Annotated in this window: 14 protein-coding genes; 12 read left to right on the top strand and 2 right to left on the bottom strand. The window is 51.7% G+C overall.

Going from position 1 to position 15373, the window contains the following annotated elements:
• Nucleotides 1–106: 106 nt before the first annotated feature.
• The 5 genes from I8J30_RS06890 (at nt 107) to I8J30_RS06870 (ending at nt 6247) form a co-directional block, all read left to right on the top strand.
• A complete protein-coding gene (locus tag I8J30_RS06890; protein WP_210656635.1) occupies nt 107–1021 on the top strand; it encodes a carbohydrate ABC transporter permease in 915 nt (304 codons plus the stop codon).
• Nucleotides 1021–1905: a carbohydrate ABC transporter permease gene (locus tag I8J30_RS06885; protein ID WP_210656633.1), complete on the top strand. Its 885-nt coding sequence runs from the start codon at nt 1021–1023 to the stop codon at nt 1903–1905. The genes I8J30_RS06890 and I8J30_RS06885 overlap by 1 nt, the downstream gene beginning before the upstream one ends.
• A 36-nt stretch (nt 1906–1941) precedes the next feature.
• Nucleotides 1942–3237 (top strand): ABC transporter substrate-binding protein, encoded by a 1296-nt coding sequence (locus I8J30_RS06880; protein ID WP_210656631.1) that lies wholly within the window; start codon nt 1942–1944, stop codon nt 3235–3237.
• An 86-nt stretch (nt 3238–3323) separates the two neighbouring features.
• Nucleotides 3324–5348 carry an alpha-galactosidase gene (locus tag I8J30_RS06875; protein ID WP_210656628.1) on the top strand — a complete coding sequence of 675 codons (2025 nt, stop codon included), beginning with the start codon at nt 3324–3326 and terminating at the stop codon, nt 5346–5348.
• Between the two features lie 116 nt (nt 5349–5464).
• On the top strand, nt 5465–6247 hold the full coding sequence (locus I8J30_RS06870; protein WP_210656626.1) for a transglutaminase domain-containing protein: 783 nt from the start codon (nt 5465–5467) through the stop codon (nt 6245–6247).
• A 133-nt stretch (nt 6248–6380) separates the two neighbouring features.
• Here the strand turns inward: I8J30_RS06870 and I8J30_RS06865 are convergent, their stop codons facing one another.
• Nucleotides 6381–7562, bottom strand: coding sequence for a conserved virulence factor C family protein (locus tag I8J30_RS06865; RefSeq protein ID WP_210656625.1), 1182 nt, complete (start codon nt 7560–7562; stop codon nt 6381–6383).
• Between the two features lie 200 nt (nt 7563–7762).
• Here I8J30_RS06865 and I8J30_RS06860 point away from each other — a divergent pair, with 200 nt between their 5' ends.
• The 6 genes from I8J30_RS06860 to I8J30_RS06835 all read left to right on the top strand — a co-directional run bounded on the left by I8J30_RS06860 (nt 7763) and on the right by I8J30_RS06835 (nt 13493).
• On the top strand, nt 7763–8689 hold the full coding sequence (locus I8J30_RS06860; protein WP_240547890.1) for an MBL fold metallo-hydrolase: 927 nt from the start codon (nt 7763–7765) through the stop codon (nt 8687–8689).
• A 72-nt stretch (nt 8690–8761) separates the two neighbouring features.
• A complete protein-coding gene (locus I8J30_RS06855; RefSeq protein ID WP_210656622.1) occupies nt 8762–10384 on the top strand; it encodes an ABC-F family ATP-binding cassette domain-containing protein in 1623 nt (540 codons plus the stop codon).
• A 238-nt stretch (nt 10385–10622) separates the two neighbouring features.
• Complete coding sequence (locus tag I8J30_RS06850) at nt 10623–11105, top strand: zinc ribbon domain-containing protein (protein ID WP_210656620.1); 483 nt, start codon at nt 10623–10625, stop codon at nt 11103–11105.
• 145 nt (nt 11106–11250) lie between these two features.
• Complete coding sequence (locus I8J30_RS06845; RefSeq protein ID WP_210656618.1) at nt 11251–11829, top strand: class I SAM-dependent methyltransferase; 579 nt, start codon at nt 11251–11253, stop codon at nt 11827–11829.
• A gap of 105 nt (nt 11830–11934) precedes the next feature.
• Entirely contained in the window at nt 11935–12171 is a 237-nt protein-coding gene (locus I8J30_RS06840; RefSeq protein ID WP_091221456.1) for a hypothetical protein, read from the top strand.
• A gap of 335 nt (nt 12172–12506) precedes the next feature.
• Entirely contained in the window at nt 12507–13493 is a 987-nt protein-coding gene (locus tag I8J30_RS06835) for a C40 family peptidase (RefSeq protein WP_210656616.1), read from the top strand.
• 185 nt (nt 13494–13678) lie between these two features.
• On the opposite strand, the gene I8J30_RS06830 is transcribed toward I8J30_RS06835, so the two are convergent.
• A complete protein-coding gene (locus tag I8J30_RS06830) occupies nt 13679–14794 on the bottom strand; it encodes an MGDG synthase family glycosyltransferase (protein ID WP_210656614.1) in 1116 nt (371 codons plus the stop codon).
• A gap of 185 nt (nt 14795–14979) precedes the next feature.
• On the opposite strand from I8J30_RS06830, the gene kapB reads away from it, so the two are divergent.
• Nucleotides 14980–15372, top strand: coding sequence for a sporulation phosphorelay system protein KapB (gene kapB, locus I8J30_RS06825; protein ID WP_210656612.1), 393 nt, complete (start codon nt 14980–14982; stop codon nt 15370–15372).
• Nucleotide 15373 lies beyond the last annotated feature (1 nt).

Raw genomic sequence — 15373 nt, 5'->3', positions numbered from 1 at the left:
GCGAAATGAGGAGAGCAGCAGCGCTCTTTTTCAGAAGGGTATCCGAAACGTTTCGGAACATAAAGAATCAGTTTAAATCCAACAAACTTGGAGGTGAACGACGAGTATGAACACAAAGAAGAAATGGTGGACCCGGTCCAGGCGCGAAGCGCTGGATGGGTATGTATTTATGAGTCCCGCGATACTCGGCCTGTTATTCTTCATGCTGGGGCCAATCGCGGCATCTGCCTATTTCAGTTTTACGGACTACGATATTCTGAGTAAGCCTAAATGGGTAGGGCTGGACAATTATATCGAATTGTTCCAAGACTCTCTGTTCTGGCAATCGCTTAAGGTAACGCTGATCTACTCCGTCGTAAGTGTGCCGCTCGGGCTGGTCGTCTCCCTGGCACTGGCACTGCTGCTCAACAAGAACATTAAGGGGATCTTTTTCTTCCGAACGATCTTCTACTTGCCAGCGGTTATGTCGGGTGTCGCGGTTGCGCTGCTGTGGAAGTGGATATTCAATCCGGATTTCGGGTTAATCAACTGGGCGATCAGTTTAATCGGTTTCGAGGGGCCGAAATGGTTTATCGACGAGCAATGGGCACTGCCGCCGATCATAATCATGGGACTATGGGGCGTTGGCGGAAGCATGCTGGTCTACCTGGCCGGACTGCAAGGCATTCCAACGGATCTGTACGAGGCAGCCGAGATTGACGGAGCGAACAAACGCAAGCAATTCCGGCATATTACGATCCCTATGCTGTCGCCGGTCATTTTCTTCAATCTGATTACCGGCATTATCGGGGCGCTCCAAGTATTTACGGAAGGCTTCATCATGACGGCAGGCGGGCCGAACAACGCGACGCTGTTCAGCGTGCTGTACTTATACCGCAATGCTTTTGACTATCTGCAAATGGGTTATGCGTCTGCGCTGGCTTGGGTGCTCTTCCTTATCATTCTGGCGTTCACATTAATCATCTTCAAATCATCGCCGATGTGGGTCTTCTACGAAGGGAACAGGAGGTCGGGAAAATAATGAACACGATCACACCAAACGATGCGCCTGTCCGTAGAAAGCTGACTCGCAGTCAGTCCGAGCTTGTGTCCAAGCTGTTCAGCTATCTGCTGCTCTGCCTCGGCTCGATTGTCATTCTGATTCCTTTTGCGTGGATGCTGTCTACTTCATTGAAGCTCAAAGCGGATGTCTACATCTTCCCGCCGCAGTGGATCCCGCAGCCGATGCAATGGCATAACTACGTGGAAGCTTTTACGACTTTTCCGTTTGGATTATATACACAGAACTCGGTCATTATTGTCGTATTCGTTATGATTGGAACGCTGCTCTCTTGCTCCTTCGCCGCCTATGGCTTCTCAAGGCTGAATGCGCCCGGACGCAATTTCATCTTCCTCGTGCTGCTGGCCACAATGATGCTGCCGAGCGCTGTCACGATGGTGCCGATTTATCTGTTCTTCAACAAGCTTGGCTGGGTAGACACCTTCCTGCCGCTCATCATTCCGGCTTGGTTTGGAAGCGCCTTCTTCATCTTCATGATGCGCCAGTTCTTCATGGGCATCCCGTTCGAGCTCGAGGATTCGGCGCGAATAGACGGTTGCAACACCTATGGCATATGGGCGCGAATCATGGTTCCGCTCAGCAAGCCGGTGCTGGTTACGGTTGGCGTGTTCACGTTCATGGGTACTTGGAATGATTTTATGGGACCGCTCATTTATTTGACGGATGAGAATAAGCGTACATTGGCGCTCGGACTGTCCTACTTCCAAGGTTCTGCCAGAAGCGCGCCGGACCTTCATCTCCTGATGGCCGCATCGCTCTACGCGATCGCTCCATGCGTCATTCTGTACTTCCTATGCCAGAAGATTTTCGTCAAAGGCATGGTATTTACCGGCGTTAAAGGTTGACAACCATAACGTAAAACAGAGAAAAGAGGGATCTGTATGTTTCGCAAACGTAAGCTGGCTTTAGTTATGACGCTCGTCATGGCACTGTCGACGGTCTTGTATGGCTGCGGCGGGAATGACAACGGCAACACGGGCAGCAAGGATGAGAAGGTAGAACTGAATTTCATCCGTTGGTCGAACGGCCCCGCTTTAGACGAAGAAGAGAAAGATAAAGTGAAACGCTTTAACGATACGCACCCGAACATTCAAGTGAAAATGACGCTCCTGCCATGGGACGAAACGTTCAAGAAAATCGAGCTGTCCCTGGCTTCGAACTCGCCTGTAGACTTGTTCTACTGGGATGTGCCCGCCTATGCGTGGTACAAAAAAGGACTTATGAAAAATCTTCAGCCTTACTTCGACCGCGATCTGAACATGGCCGACTACGACGAGAAGCTGCTCGAGCCGTTTAAATTCGATGGCAGCAACATGTATGTTGCGCCGGAAAACTATCAAACGCTCGTCATGTACTATAACAAAGACCTGTTCGACAAAGCGAACGTCGCGTACCCGAACGAGAACTGGAACTGGGACGATTACCTCGCAGCGGCTCAGAAGCTGACAATCAAAGAAGGCGACAAAACGGTGCAGTTCGGCACAAGCATGTCCCTCGGCGCATGGTGGGGCTGGATGGCGCTTAGCCAAGAGCAAGGCGGGGCACTGGCACCGAACATTCACGATCCGGAGAAGCTGTCGTTTAATACGCCGGAAACGAAGAATGCGCTGCAATACTTGCAGGATCTGATCTACAAGCATCATGTTGCTCCGGATGCGGCACAATCGAGCGCGCTTGGAGGCGACTTCTTGACAGGCAAAATCGCCATGTATGTTGGCGGTGACTGGGATCTGGGCAATCTCAAAGAGAAGAAGGACCTGCACTGGGATATGGCGCCAATGCCGAAGTGGGATGACAAACGCGTCGTTCCTTACTGGATGGGCGGCTATGCCATGACTGAGAAGTCGAAGCACCCGGATCAAGCATGGGAATTCATCAAATGGACGATGACCGAGAACCAAGAAACGCTGGCGAAACAGCAATCGTGGATTCCGATCAACAAAACAGCTCTCGCGAAGGTGGAAACACCGGCATGGGCGCCGGAAGGCTACCAGACGGCTCGCTTCGACTGGATGAAATACGGCAACATCGGCGACATCTATCACCTCAGATGGCGTGAAGCGCAGGATAAAGCGATCGCTCCGCTGGTCGATCAAATTTTTGCAAACAAAATCACGGTCGACGAAGCGCTGAAGAAAATGGATGAGCAAGTGAACGAAATTATTTCGAAGAAGTAGGGAAGAGGAGGCTGTGCCTTAAAGTAGAATTTCTACTTTAAGGCGCAGCCTTTTGCCTGCAGACTCGAATAGGAGCGTGTGGAGAATTGAATCGAATAGAGCATGTCATTAACGGGACGGATTTTGCGGTTTACGTGAACGGGCTGAGAATAGATAAGCAGACGGAAGGTCTCCAATTAGTAGGCGTAGATAAGAGAGCCGCTGCAGAGGGAGCGCTGCATAACGTCTCCGTCTATCGTTACAGCGATTCGTTTGATGTACATATAGAGAGTCATGTCATCGCTTACGAGGAAACCACCCTGGTAGAACGTTGGGTGTCGGTCCTTAATGTCGGAGCAGATTCCGTGACGATTGGACGAGTGGATTCCTTCCGGCTGGCGCTTCCCGAGGATTCGTGGACGCTTATGCATTATAAAAGCGAGTGGGGAGCCGAATTTGAGCCGGTTCGCATGGAGCTGGCTAATGAGGATGTTATTTTGCAAACGAGGCAAGGACGTTCGTCGAAGGACATGCATCCTTGGATGAGTCTCATCGGAAGCGGGGGCGATCTGTTAACGGTATCGCCAATGTGGTCAGGCAACTGGATATTGCGCTGTGAACAAATCGGGGTTAGCGATGAGGGAGCGGGAATCGTAAGCGATGAAGGCTGCAGCCACTTCGAAGTGAGCGGCGGATTAAACGATTGGGAATTCGCCAAAGTGCTGCAACCTGGGGAAACCATGGAGGGCATTCATGTGGCCATCGCAGCGGGAAGCGGCGGTGAGCTTAACAGCACCTCCATCCCATTTGCTCGCGTGGGACGCAAGCACTGGTATGTAAGCAATGCGTTCTCCCGTTCGCTGCCGGCAGAATGGAATCATTGGTGGAGCTACGAGGACAAGACGATTAACGAGGATGTATTCCGTGTCAATGCGGCGGAAGCGGCGAAGCTCGGCATTGAAATTTGTACGCTTGATGCCGGTTGGTTCGGTCCTTCCGAAGCGGCTTCAGAATGGTTCGAGCATCGCGGCGATTGGGAAATGGTGAATACGACACGTTTTCCGAGCGGCATTCGTGCGCTGTCGGATTACGTACACAGCCTCGGCATGAAGTTTGGACTATGGTGCGAGATTGAAGCGTTGGGCAAAGCCGCTAATCTGTCGCAGCGCCATCCTTCTTTCCCTGCACGCAGGGATGGGGAGCAGCTCGGTTATCTCTGCTTTGGAAATCCGGAAGTGCAGGAGTGGGCTTTCCGTACATTAGATGAGCTAATTGCCGGTTACAACTGCCAGTGGATCAAACTGGACTTTAACTTGGATCCGCAGGCGGGCTGCAGCTGCACCGACCACGGACACGGTGCCGGAGATGGACTGTTCGAGCATTACAAAGGGTACTATCGCATGCTCGACCGCGTTCGCGCGAAACAACCGGAAGTGATTTTGGAAAACTGCTCTTCCGGCGGACTTCGCATCGATCTTGGGATGCTGAGCCATACGCATACTACCTTTCTAAGCGATCCGGACTGGCCGGAGCACAGCCTGCAAGTTTTCTGGGGAGCGACCACGATGCTTGCGGCGGAGGTCTGCTTGCATTGGAGTTATTCCGAGTTTCTATGGAACTACGAGAAACAGCAATTCCATCCCAATTCACCGGACTTAAAGCCCTACCAATTCGACTACTACACCCGAATTGCCATGCTTCGCGGCTTCGGCATCTCGCAGAAGCTTCCGCAGATGCCGGAGTGGATGCGCGAACGGCTTGCGTTTCACATCGGCGTGTATCAACGGACGGTGAAGCCTTTTGTCCGCTCGGCTGATTTGTATCGGTTGACCGGACAGCCGGTGAGAGGCGGCCTCGGCGATTGCTGGTCCGCTTTTCAATACAGCCAGCAAGGCGGCGAGGAGCATTTGCTGTTCGTATTCCGTCTGCCAGGCGCAGAAGCGACTCGCTCCATTCGCATGCAGGGACTTGATGCGGCTGCTGCCTATCAATTGACGTACCTATCCGGCGATAGTCAAGAGGAGTCAAGTGTACGTACAGGGGAGCAGTTGATGACGGAGGGCATGCTATTCAGCGGGCTGGAGATCGAAGAATCGGCTTTGTTGACCATCAATAGACTCACGGTGTTGTAATATCAGGTTCCAACTATTTTCCCATATTTTCCTTCTTTGCTTTATTCCATCCATTCCACTTTGCTATAATGGATCTATGTAAAGCGAAGAGGCAGATAGAAGGGAGTCAAACGGACATGCACCGGTTCATCATACGATTGGCCTTCGTCTCTTTGATTCTATTCATTGGGCTTGGTTCGGAGTATCCAGAGAGCAACGCCCAGGTGGCTTCGATGAGCACGACTCTTCCGGGGCTAAGATCGGAAATATTGGAGCAGCTGCTCGAGCAAAAGCCGGAAATCTCCATTTCCTACGATGGGGATCGCACGGAGCTGTCGAAGCAATTTCCGGAGCTTATACGCGACACCTTCGCGGCTAACGATTATATTGCCTATATTGTTGATTCTTATCTCTATACGATTCGTACATGGGGGACGTCTGCCAAGATCAAGCTGACCATTACCTACCGTGAAACAGCGGAGCAAACCAGGCGCGTGGACCAACTCATTAATCAAGCGCTGCCCTCGATTGTGGCGGATAAAATGGATCCGCTCGAGAAGGTGACCTACATCCACGATTGGATTGTGAAGCATGTGGCTTACGATACGACGCTGCAGCGCTATACGGCGATGGATGCGCTTGAAAACGGTACGGCAGTCTGTCAGGGGTACTCGCTGCTGGCCTACCGGATGCTGTCACATGCAGGTGTTGAGTCGAGAATCGTGGAAGGCATGGTCGATTCCGGCAGTCATGTGTGGAACTTGGTTCGCTTGAATAACGGCTGGCATCACATGGATGTGACTTGGGATGATCCGCTTCCGGATCGTCCGGGTAAAGTCAGCCATACGTATTTCTTGAAAAACGATCGCTTCATGAGGCAGGATCACAGCTGGGAAAAGGCGTATCCGATGACGCGATAGCGAGTAAGTATGAGGCATGACGAGTAGAGACTAGCGTGACGATGATGCTAAATAGATTAACAATCAAACCAATAAGGGCTTCCTATCTGCGATCTTGTAATGAGGATCATGGTCAGAGGAAGCCCTTTATGTTTTAATCGTGGTTTGATTGATTGGTTCTTTGCGCCGTCATCTGCTGCCAGACGGATCCGGCAGCTTCCTCGCCGCGCTCGATGCGTTCCAAGGCGATGCGCGCTTGCAGGCTGACCTCGAACTCCGGGTCAGCCGCAGCTGCTTGCAGCGCCTCTGCCGCGGAGTCGTCGCCGACCTCGTAGAGGAAGCGGGCGGCCCGCCAGCGGACGAGCTTGTTGCGGTCGCGGAGCGCTTCAATCATGGCCGGGATCGCGGCGGGGTCGCCAAGATCCGAGAGCGTGTCGCCGGCGGTGCGCCGCACGGACGCGGATGCGTCGCGCAGTGCCGCGATCAGGAGCGGCATCGCCTCCGGCAGGCGCAGCTCGCCGAGATAAACGACGGCCAGTCTCCGGATGGAGACGTTGTCGTCGGTTATGGCTTTGGCGAGCAGCGGGAGCATCGCCGGCTCCGGCGCCGTGCGCGAGAGCGCCTCGTAGCGCACGCCCCACTCCGGCGATGCGAGCCGCTCGGCGAGCTGCTCTGCCGTCAGCGGCGTTGGCCGCGCAGCCGGCGCCGCAGGCGCATCGCCCTGCGCGGCGCCTAGGGCGATCGCTGCCGCGATAAGCTCCTCCAGCCGCTCCTGCGGATAAGCGGCTTCAAGCTCCCTCACGAGCTCCGCTGCAATTTCATCGGGCTCGCCGTAGCGGACCCCGAGCTCCTCCAGCATTCGCTCGCGAATCATCGAGGAGGCGGCTGCACGCGTCACCGCCTCCGTGAACTGCGCGGGCAGCGCCGCACGCGCTTCGCCGCCCGGCGTGCGCACGCGCACCTGCATCGGGATGCCCCGATACAGCTGCACGAACGCGTGCGCCTCGCCGAAGCTCTCCGCGCCGGGCACAGCTGCGCCCGTGCCCTCGGCGGAGCCTTCGGCCGAGCCGGCCTCATCGCCGCTCTGCAGGATGCGCCGCGCCTCGGCCAGAATACGCTCCCAGTCCGCCCCCGGCTTCCGGTCGAGCGCGATAAAATCCGTCGTGCGGAACAAGCCGCGCACGCCATCAATGCGAAGCAAGCTGCGCAGCGGTTCAACCGCGCCGTCGGCATCGCTCAGCGCGAGGCTGAAGCGTTGCCCGGCAGGAAGCTTCTCGTTCACATTCAATTTCATTGTATTTGGACTTGGCGTCGGTTCAATTCCAAGTAATTTCATGTGGTTTTCCCCCATTCCCGTTCATACTTAGACTATATTGTAAACCATTTGGCAAGGGATCCACAATTGAGATTCAAACCGCTGAACGCTGTTTGCTTAATCGATTTAAGCTTGGTATCTTTGAAATAAAGAATGGTTGTATCATGCAGCCAATAGAGACAGACAGGAAGAGACAACACGACGGGAGACGTGAGCAAGCCATGCGCTTTGAAAATTTAAATCGGGAAGCGACACCCAAGACGTTCAAGGAAGTCAGACAATGGCGACGGGAACGTGCCGGCAAAATGAAGCTGAAAGACTATTCCTATGCCGTTCCGACCGCAGATCCGGACTTAATTTATTTGCATTCCAATTCGGCTGAGCCATCGCTTACTTGGATCGGTCACTCGACATTTCTTATCCAGCATTCCGGGCTCAACATCATTACCGATCCGATCTGGGCCGAGAAGCTCGCGTTGCAACGCCGTCTGTCTCCTCCGGGTCTCGCGGTTCAAGATGTGCCGCCAATCGATGTCGTCTTGATTTCTCATTCTCATTATGATCATCTTCATATGAAATCACTCGAACAGCTCAAAGGCAGTAAAATGATGATCGTACCCGTCGGATTGGCCGCTAAGTTACGACGCAAAGGCTTTTCCTCCATAATCGAGCTGGAGTGGTGGCAATCGGCTACGATTAGCGGCATTACGTTTACCTTTGTACCGGCACAGCATTGGACGCGCCGCACCCTGACGGACACGAACACGTCGCACTGGGGCGGATTCATCATAGAATCGGAACTGGCGCCAACGGTATATTTTGCCGGGGACAGCGGGTATTTCGACGGATTTAAGGAGATTGGCAGCCGCTTTAACATCGACGTCGCGCTGATGCCGATCGGCGCTTATGAACCGGAATGGTTCATGGGACAGCAGCATGTGACGCCGGAGGAGGCGCTCCAAGCGTTCCTCGATGTAGGTGCCAAGCGGTTCGTACCGATGCATTACGGCTCGTACAAACTGGCGGATGACACACCGCGCGAAGCCTTGGATCGGCTGGAGGCGGAGAGCAAGCGGCTCTCGTTGGCGCGAGGAACCGTAATGATACTCCCTCACGGGGAAACCGTTCGATTAAATGATAACAAGTAGGCAATCATATGCGATTTTATGCTATAATGGTGTGATGAGTAGAACTTTTAGTGAAGGACGGGATTGTGCAAAATGATTAGTACAAGCGGCATAACGCTTCGATTCGGTAAGCGTGCGCTATTTGAAGATGTAAATATCAAATTTACGCCTGGCAACTGCTACGGCTTGATTGGTGCAAACGGCGCAGGCAAATCGACGTTTCTGAAGATTCTTTCCGGCGAAGTGGAACAAACGAGCGGCGAGGTTCATATTACACCGGGTGAACGCTATGCGGTCCTGAAACAGAACCATTATGAATACGATGATTTCCTCGTACTCGAAACGGTTATTATGGGTCACAAGAAGCTTTATGAAGTAATGAAAGAGAAAGACGCGATCTATGCGAAAGCGGAATTCACCGATGAAGACGGCATGCGTGCGGGCGAATTGGAAGCGGAATTCGCGGACATGAACGGCTGGGAAGCGGAGTCCGAAGCAGCAGGCATGCTGAACGGTCTTGGCATTACGCCGGATCTGCATGACAAGAAGATGGCTGAGCTTTCCGGCAACGAGAAAGTCCGCGTGCTCTTGGCGCAAGCATTGTTCGGTTCCCCGAACATTCTGCTGCTCGATGAGCCTACCAACCATCTCGACATGCAATCCATCGGCTGGCTTGAGGATTTCCTCTCCCGCTATGAAGGCACTGTTATCGTAGTATCCCATGACCGTCACTTCTTGAACCAAGTGTGTACGCACATTGCGGATATCGATTTCGGTAAAATCCAGATGTATGTCGGCAACTACGACTTCTGGTACGAGTCCAGCCAATTGGCGCTGACGCTCATGCGCGATAACAACAAGAAGAAGGAAGACAAAATCAAAGAGCTGCAAGCGTTCATTCAGCGTTTCAGCGCGAACAAATCCAAATCCAAGCAAGCGACTTCCCGTAAGAAGCTTCTTGATAAAATCTCCCTGGATGACATTCGTCCATCAAGCCGTAAATATCCGTTCATCAACTTCAAGCCGGAGCGCGAAGCCGGCAAGCAATTGCTGTTGACTGAAGGCTTGACGAAGACCGTTGACGGCGTGAATCTGATCGATAACCTGACGATCACGGTAAACAAAGGCGACAAGATCGCACTTGTCGGGCCGAACACCCTGCCTAAGACGATCTTGTTCCAATTGCTTACGGGTGAAATCGAACCGGACGCAGGTTCATTCCAATGGGGGATTACAACGACGCAAGCGTACTTCCCTAAAGACAACTCCGAATATTTCGACGGTGTAGAGATGAACCTTGTCGACTGGCTTCGCCAATATTCGAAGGATCAGGATGAGAGCTTCATCCGCGGCTTCCTTGGCCGTATGCTCTTCTCCGGTGACGAGGCGCTTAAGAAAGCCAGCGTCCTATCCGGGGGCGAGAAGGTCCGCTGCATGCTCTCCAAAATGATGCTGTCCAGTTCGAACGTTCTGCTTATGGACGAACCGACGAACCATTTGGATCTCGAGTCCATTACCGCGCTTAACAACGGCTTGATCGATTTCGACGGCACGCTGATCTTCACATCGCATGACCATCAGTTCGTTCAAACGATTGCGAACCGCATTATCGAAATTACGCCTAACGGTGTAATCGATCGTATGATGACTTACGATGAGTACCTCGAGAGCGCTGAAATTAAAGCGATTCGCGAGCGTATGTACCCAGCTGAATAAGCTACAATCAATTCAATCCCATTAGCGGGCTTTTTCGAACACTACGTTCGGCGAAGCCCGCTTTTTTGCTGCGTGATGCGTGATTTGTTGTTCTTCCGCAATTGTCCGATACATAAACTATAGTAATAGCCTGTGTAAGGTTATGTCGTATATTAGGTCTTTGGATGTGCATGACCTCTCAGGGCGGTTTATGTTAAAATGACAATAGTAGATGAATAGTTGAAGGAGTCGATCGTTTATGTCCTTTTTCGATAAAGTTAAACAAGGCGCATCGGAAGCGGCGAAGAAAGCACAGCAAACCGTTGAAATTACGAAATTGAAAGCGCAGATCTCCGGTAAAGAAAGAGAAATCGATAAAGTGTATGCAACCATCGGAGCGGCGGTTTACCGTGCTCATCAAGCGCATGACATGGCTTCTGCCGAGCATGAAGTGACCAACTGCTGCTCACAGGTAGATGAGCTGCAAGTAGAAATCGGTCAGCTTGAAGAGCGTATCAAGATGATTCGTTTCGAGAAAACGTGCAGCTGCGGCAAAGTGGTCGCGCTGGATACGAAGTTCTGCCCGGATTGCGGATCTGCACTGGGGGATGAACCGAAGAATGAAACGACTGTCGGCGAAATTGTCGTCATCTGCAACACATGCAAAACCGAGAATGAACTGAACGCCAAATTTTGCGTGTCCTGCGGTTCCGGCTTATCCGCCTCCGGTTCCGGATACTAGCACCATAATGATGTAGTCAGAGCAGTCCCTATGCGCCTATCGGTGTACGGGGACTGCTTTTTTTTAAATGTACAAGTGCCGTTACGTTGCAAGGACATGCTCATAAACTAACAGAAGAGCTGTCAGGCGAAGGAGGTAATAAAAAGTGGCATACGAAACAACGGACCGAGATTTCAATGCAATGCTTCATAAGAAGCTTACGAATAGGGAGAGCTTACTCGATATCGGAAGCGGGCCTTGTGTCCTGCTGGACACTTTCCCTTATGCATCTATTGTCGCGCTTGAGATTCATCGGCCCTATCTGATTAACCGGGCTACGAATGCCAGTCATATCATCCCTTTAAATGCGGATGCCAGGGAGATCCATAAGCTGTTTGTGCCCAAGTCGTTCTCGGCGGTGTCATTCATCGATTCCATCGAGCATTTCACCAAGCATGATGCCCATTTGCTTCTGCAGAAGGCGGAGATGATCGCCAAGCACCATGTCGTCATTTATACGCCGCGAGGGTTCTTCCCACAGCAATATGTGGATCACTTCGGACTGAATGGCGAGAAGTTCCAAACGCATCGCAGCGGCTGGGAACCGGCAGAACTGGAGCAGCTGGGTTATGAAGTTACAATTCTGAAAGGCATGCATGATCAGCGAAATCCGGCATTTGTTCACGCCTTTGGTTTGGAACATGCGCCGATTGATGCGCTGCTGGCCATTAAGTATTTGGGATAAATAATATTTTGTAATGATATCGATTCACTGTAGTGCTGTTATGGTTACTATTTGGATATATATAGTAATGTCCTTGCGATATTCTACACTTGGGAGGCGTTGGTTATGCTCGTACCCGTGGAATCCAAACAAATCGCATTCTGTTCGTATAATGAGGACGAGGCATCTTTATATCTGTACTACCATACAGGGGATGTGGCTATTTTCTCGTCGATCGGGAAGCTTGATTATCAGTCCGTCATCGATTCTCCAAACCGTTACGACACCCTTATGCTGATTACCAAGAAAAGCCAGAGTGAATCGGAGCTCCATGCATTTCTTCCGGAAATGGAAGGGAATTAGCAATACAATCATACGAAAGCCGCATTGGAATAATTTACATGATTGCAGAAGGCGAGGAAGAAATTAGTACTTTAGACATTCATATAGGACCGAAGCGCTTTGGGGTGATAGGAAGCGTTCACTAAGGAATCGTGTGGGTCCGAGGGAAGGCATCTCTGAGAAGGAGATGTCTTTTTTGCGTGTTCAAGTTCGGGTGCTAGTGCTATTCGACTAGTATGCAGGATGACAAATGAGACATGTGGACGATATATGCATCTTACGCGCGCACGTACAATTGAAACTAGGGTCGAAACACCTACAGCACGACCATCACAAGAGGAGGATATCCAATCAACATGAAAAAGTTTACAGCATCGTTACTTGTCCTGATTCTAACTGCTTTGCTTGTCATGCCAGCAGTGATGGGCGCCTCACCGGCTCCAGCACCTGTCGTCGGAGAAATTCAATCCAGTGTCAGTTTCCGCAGCGCACCGTCTACATCTTCAACCGTCTATAAATACTTGAAGGCGGGCGATAACGTTGTCATCTTGGAGAAAACGAACGCGAGCTGGTACAAAGTACAAGACGTTTTCGGCACGGTCGCTTATGTCTCTTCTTCCGATAAATATATTGAAATCATCTATAACGCATCGATCGTTTCATCCGTTTCGTTCCGTAAATCCGCTTCCACGGAAGGCACACGTCTACGCTACCTGAGCAAGGGTGAATCGGTCCTTATTACAGGTCAGCCGAACAGCGCATGGTATGCCGTAACCGATTCGAATGGCGTTAAAGGTTATGTCAGCTCCAGTGAGCAATACATATCGATTGGCGCAAGCTTCTCCCTGCCTAGCGGCACGAAGCCCGGCTCAGGCACAGGCGGCGGCACGACGCCGAACGCACCGCAATTAATCGAGAACGCGATTGCAGCCGGTATGAAATATTGGGGAACGCCCTATGAGTTCGGATCCGATCGCGATACGACTAAAACATTCGATTGCTCCGACTTCGTACGCACGGCATTCCGCGAAGGCGCTAACCTAACGCTTCCTGCCGATTCGCGTAAGCAAGGCGACTACGTGAAAGCGAAAGGCGCAACGAAATCCGATTGGCGTTCATTGAAACGCGGCGACCTGATGTTCTTCATGGCGTACAAAGGCTCGAAAGCTTCTAACTATGCAGGCGTCAACAAAGCGACTGAAACGATTACGCATGTAGGCATCTATCTTGGCAATGGCCAAATCCTGCATACCTATTCCACGGAATCCGGCGGCGTTCGCACAAACGACATCGCAGGCGGACAATGGGAAAACCGCTTCTTGTTTGGCGGAAGCGTGCTGTAATGAATTGAAAACCGGAAGGGCTTGAAGCCTTTCCGGTTTTTTGTTTGGGAGAGGGTAGGGGCTGGGACAGCACGGCTGATTGTCGCTAAACAGCCGTTGACGAATCGTCGGATAACCGCCTGGTTTCCAAAGTTGATGTTCCAGCTTAGACACTAATCTGAAACGGAGCCGGGCAGAAAAAACCGTCACTGCAGAAACTGCAGGACGGCGCGGGAGCATTCCATGGGGTTGTATTGTTGGTTGCGTTTATTTATAAGATCAAGCCGGTGCTGTCCGGAGGTATAAGGCTCTTGAATAAGGGCGAACCATTTATCGATCGTTTCCGAGGAGATCAGCATCTCGCCAAAGCCGCTCGCAACGAAGTATTCGCAATTGACTTCTTCTTGTCCCGGAATCGGTTCGTAGAACAGCATCGGGATGCTTTTGCTCAAGCCTTCCGTACATGTCATGCCGCCGGGCTTCGTAATCAGCAGGTCGGATACGTCCATCAGCTTGTTGATTTCTTTGGTAAATCCAAGCACCTTAATGTTCGGATGTTGAAAATTAGGGTCTGCGAGCATTCGTTCACGGGCCTTCTCATTGTTGCCTACACAATAGATCAGCTGAATTTTATCGCGCCAACGGGTCATGTAGCTGAGCAAATCATCGCTGTACATAATCCCCCAGCCGCCGCCCATAATAAGGACGGTTGGCAAGGGCTTCAAATCAAACTGGGCTTGCAGCTCCGATTTGTCATGCGTTTGCCAGAAGTTCGGATGGACCGGGATGCCGGTAACCTCGATTCGGCCCGGCGAGATTCCGCGGTCGGTCAGCTTGGTCTTCACCTCATTGGTGGAGACTAAATATTTGTTCACCTCGGAGCTTGTCCATGTGCCATGCGCATCATAATCGGTAATGAGCGTATAGAGCGGAACTTGCAGCCCAAGCCTCTTCAGCCGTGAAACGACCGCGTTAGGTACGGGGTGCGTGCATACGATCAGATCCGGCTTCAATTGGGCGATGACCTGCGATGTATGCGTGTAAAAAATACGATGCAGCGCCAGCTGGGCGAATCGGTTAAGTGATTTTTTATATTGTCTGCGGTATAGCTTTCCGAGCAGTTTCGGCTGTTTAGTCACTGTTTTGCGATAAGCGGATACAATCAGCGGGCCGATGACCGGGTTAAGAAAATTGCCCAGCTCAATGACGCGAGTCTGAATTGTAGAATCAAGTGAACGAAGGCCTACCGCAAGCGCGTAAGCCGCCTGGGTATGCCCGGAACCGAACCCTTCGGAAAGGAGCAATACTCTTTTTTTTCGCACATTCTCACCTGCTTCTTCTACCGGTTCAGGAATCCCTAAGAACTCTCCTTCTCATATTACGCTGTTTTCCCTTTGAAGCACAAGATTGGAATTAAGACTTGCGTATGATTGCATCCTTATTTTATGCTAAAAATTAGGCGGTTCGCGTAAGTAGCGAATACGGACAAGAATGGAGTGGTTGTCAATTGCAGCAAAAACAAAGGTTTATTCCGGAACAAGGCTCTATCGTAACGTTTACCTATAAATCAGGCGATTATGCAGGGGAAGTTATGGAAACAGGCGGACCGCGCGCATTGATTAAAGTGCTGGCGGTATTAAAGCACCCGGAGCAGGGCGATTTGCACAATCCCTACAATCCCGATGTACCCATGTTCCATGAACGCAGAGCGCTGAGCTACACGGAGAAAACGAATGTACCTTACGGCGATATCAGCGGGCTTTATCCGGGAGAAGTGCCGTCGTACAAAGAATCGTTAACACGGGCAGTGGCTGCGGAGATCGAAGCGATCGACCGTCTGAAGCGCTGGGCGGAGCGGGGATTGGAGCAGTTGAGGCAGTTGGAGAAGGAGTATAAGTAAG

The organism is Paenibacillus lignilyticus (assembly GCF_017942085.1).
Classification (GTDB): domain Bacteria; phylum Bacillota; class Bacilli; order Paenibacillales; family Paenibacillaceae; genus Paenibacillus_Z; species Paenibacillus_Z lignilyticus.
The sequence above is the reverse complement of the archived record's forward strand: the minus strand, read 5'-3'. Positions and strand labels throughout refer to the sequence as shown.

Bases quoted from the DNA above. Each gene is read 5' to 3' on its own strand.
- I8J30_RS06860 (WP_240547890.1), top strand. From the start codon at position 7,763: ATGCGCTTTGAAAATTTAAATCGGGAAGCGACACCCAAGACGTTCAAG.
- I8J30_RS06885 (WP_210656633.1), top strand. From the start codon at position 1,021: ATGAACACGATCACACCAAACGATGCGCCTGTCCGTAGAAAGCTGACT.
- I8J30_RS06880 (WP_210656631.1), top strand. From the start codon at position 1,942: ATGTTTCGCAAACGTAAGCTGGCTTTAGTTATGACGCTCGTCATGGCA.
- I8J30_RS06870 (WP_210656626.1), top strand. From the start codon at position 5,465: ATGCACCGGTTCATCATACGATTGGCCTTCGTCTCTTTGATTCTATTC.
- I8J30_RS06835 (WP_210656616.1), top strand. From the start codon at position 12,507: ATGAAAAAGTTTACAGCATCGTTACTTGTCCTGATTCTAACTGCTTTG.
- I8J30_RS06840 (WP_091221456.1), top strand. From the start codon at position 11,935: ATGCTCGTACCCGTGGAATCCAAACAAATCGCATTCTGTTCGTATAAT.
- I8J30_RS06850 (WP_210656620.1), top strand. From the start codon at position 10,623: ATGTCCTTTTTCGATAAAGTTAAACAAGGCGCATCGGAAGCGGCGAAG.
- I8J30_RS06890 (WP_210656635.1), top strand. From the start codon at position 107: ATGAACACAAAGAAGAAATGGTGGACCCGGTCCAGGCGCGAAGCGCTG.
- I8J30_RS06865 (WP_210656625.1), bottom strand. From the start codon at position 7,562: ATGAAATTACTTGGAATTGAACCGACGCCAAGTCCAAATACAATGAAA.
- I8J30_RS06855 (WP_210656622.1), top strand. From the start codon at position 8,762: ATGATTAGTACAAGCGGCATAACGCTTCGATTCGGTAAGCGTGCGCTA.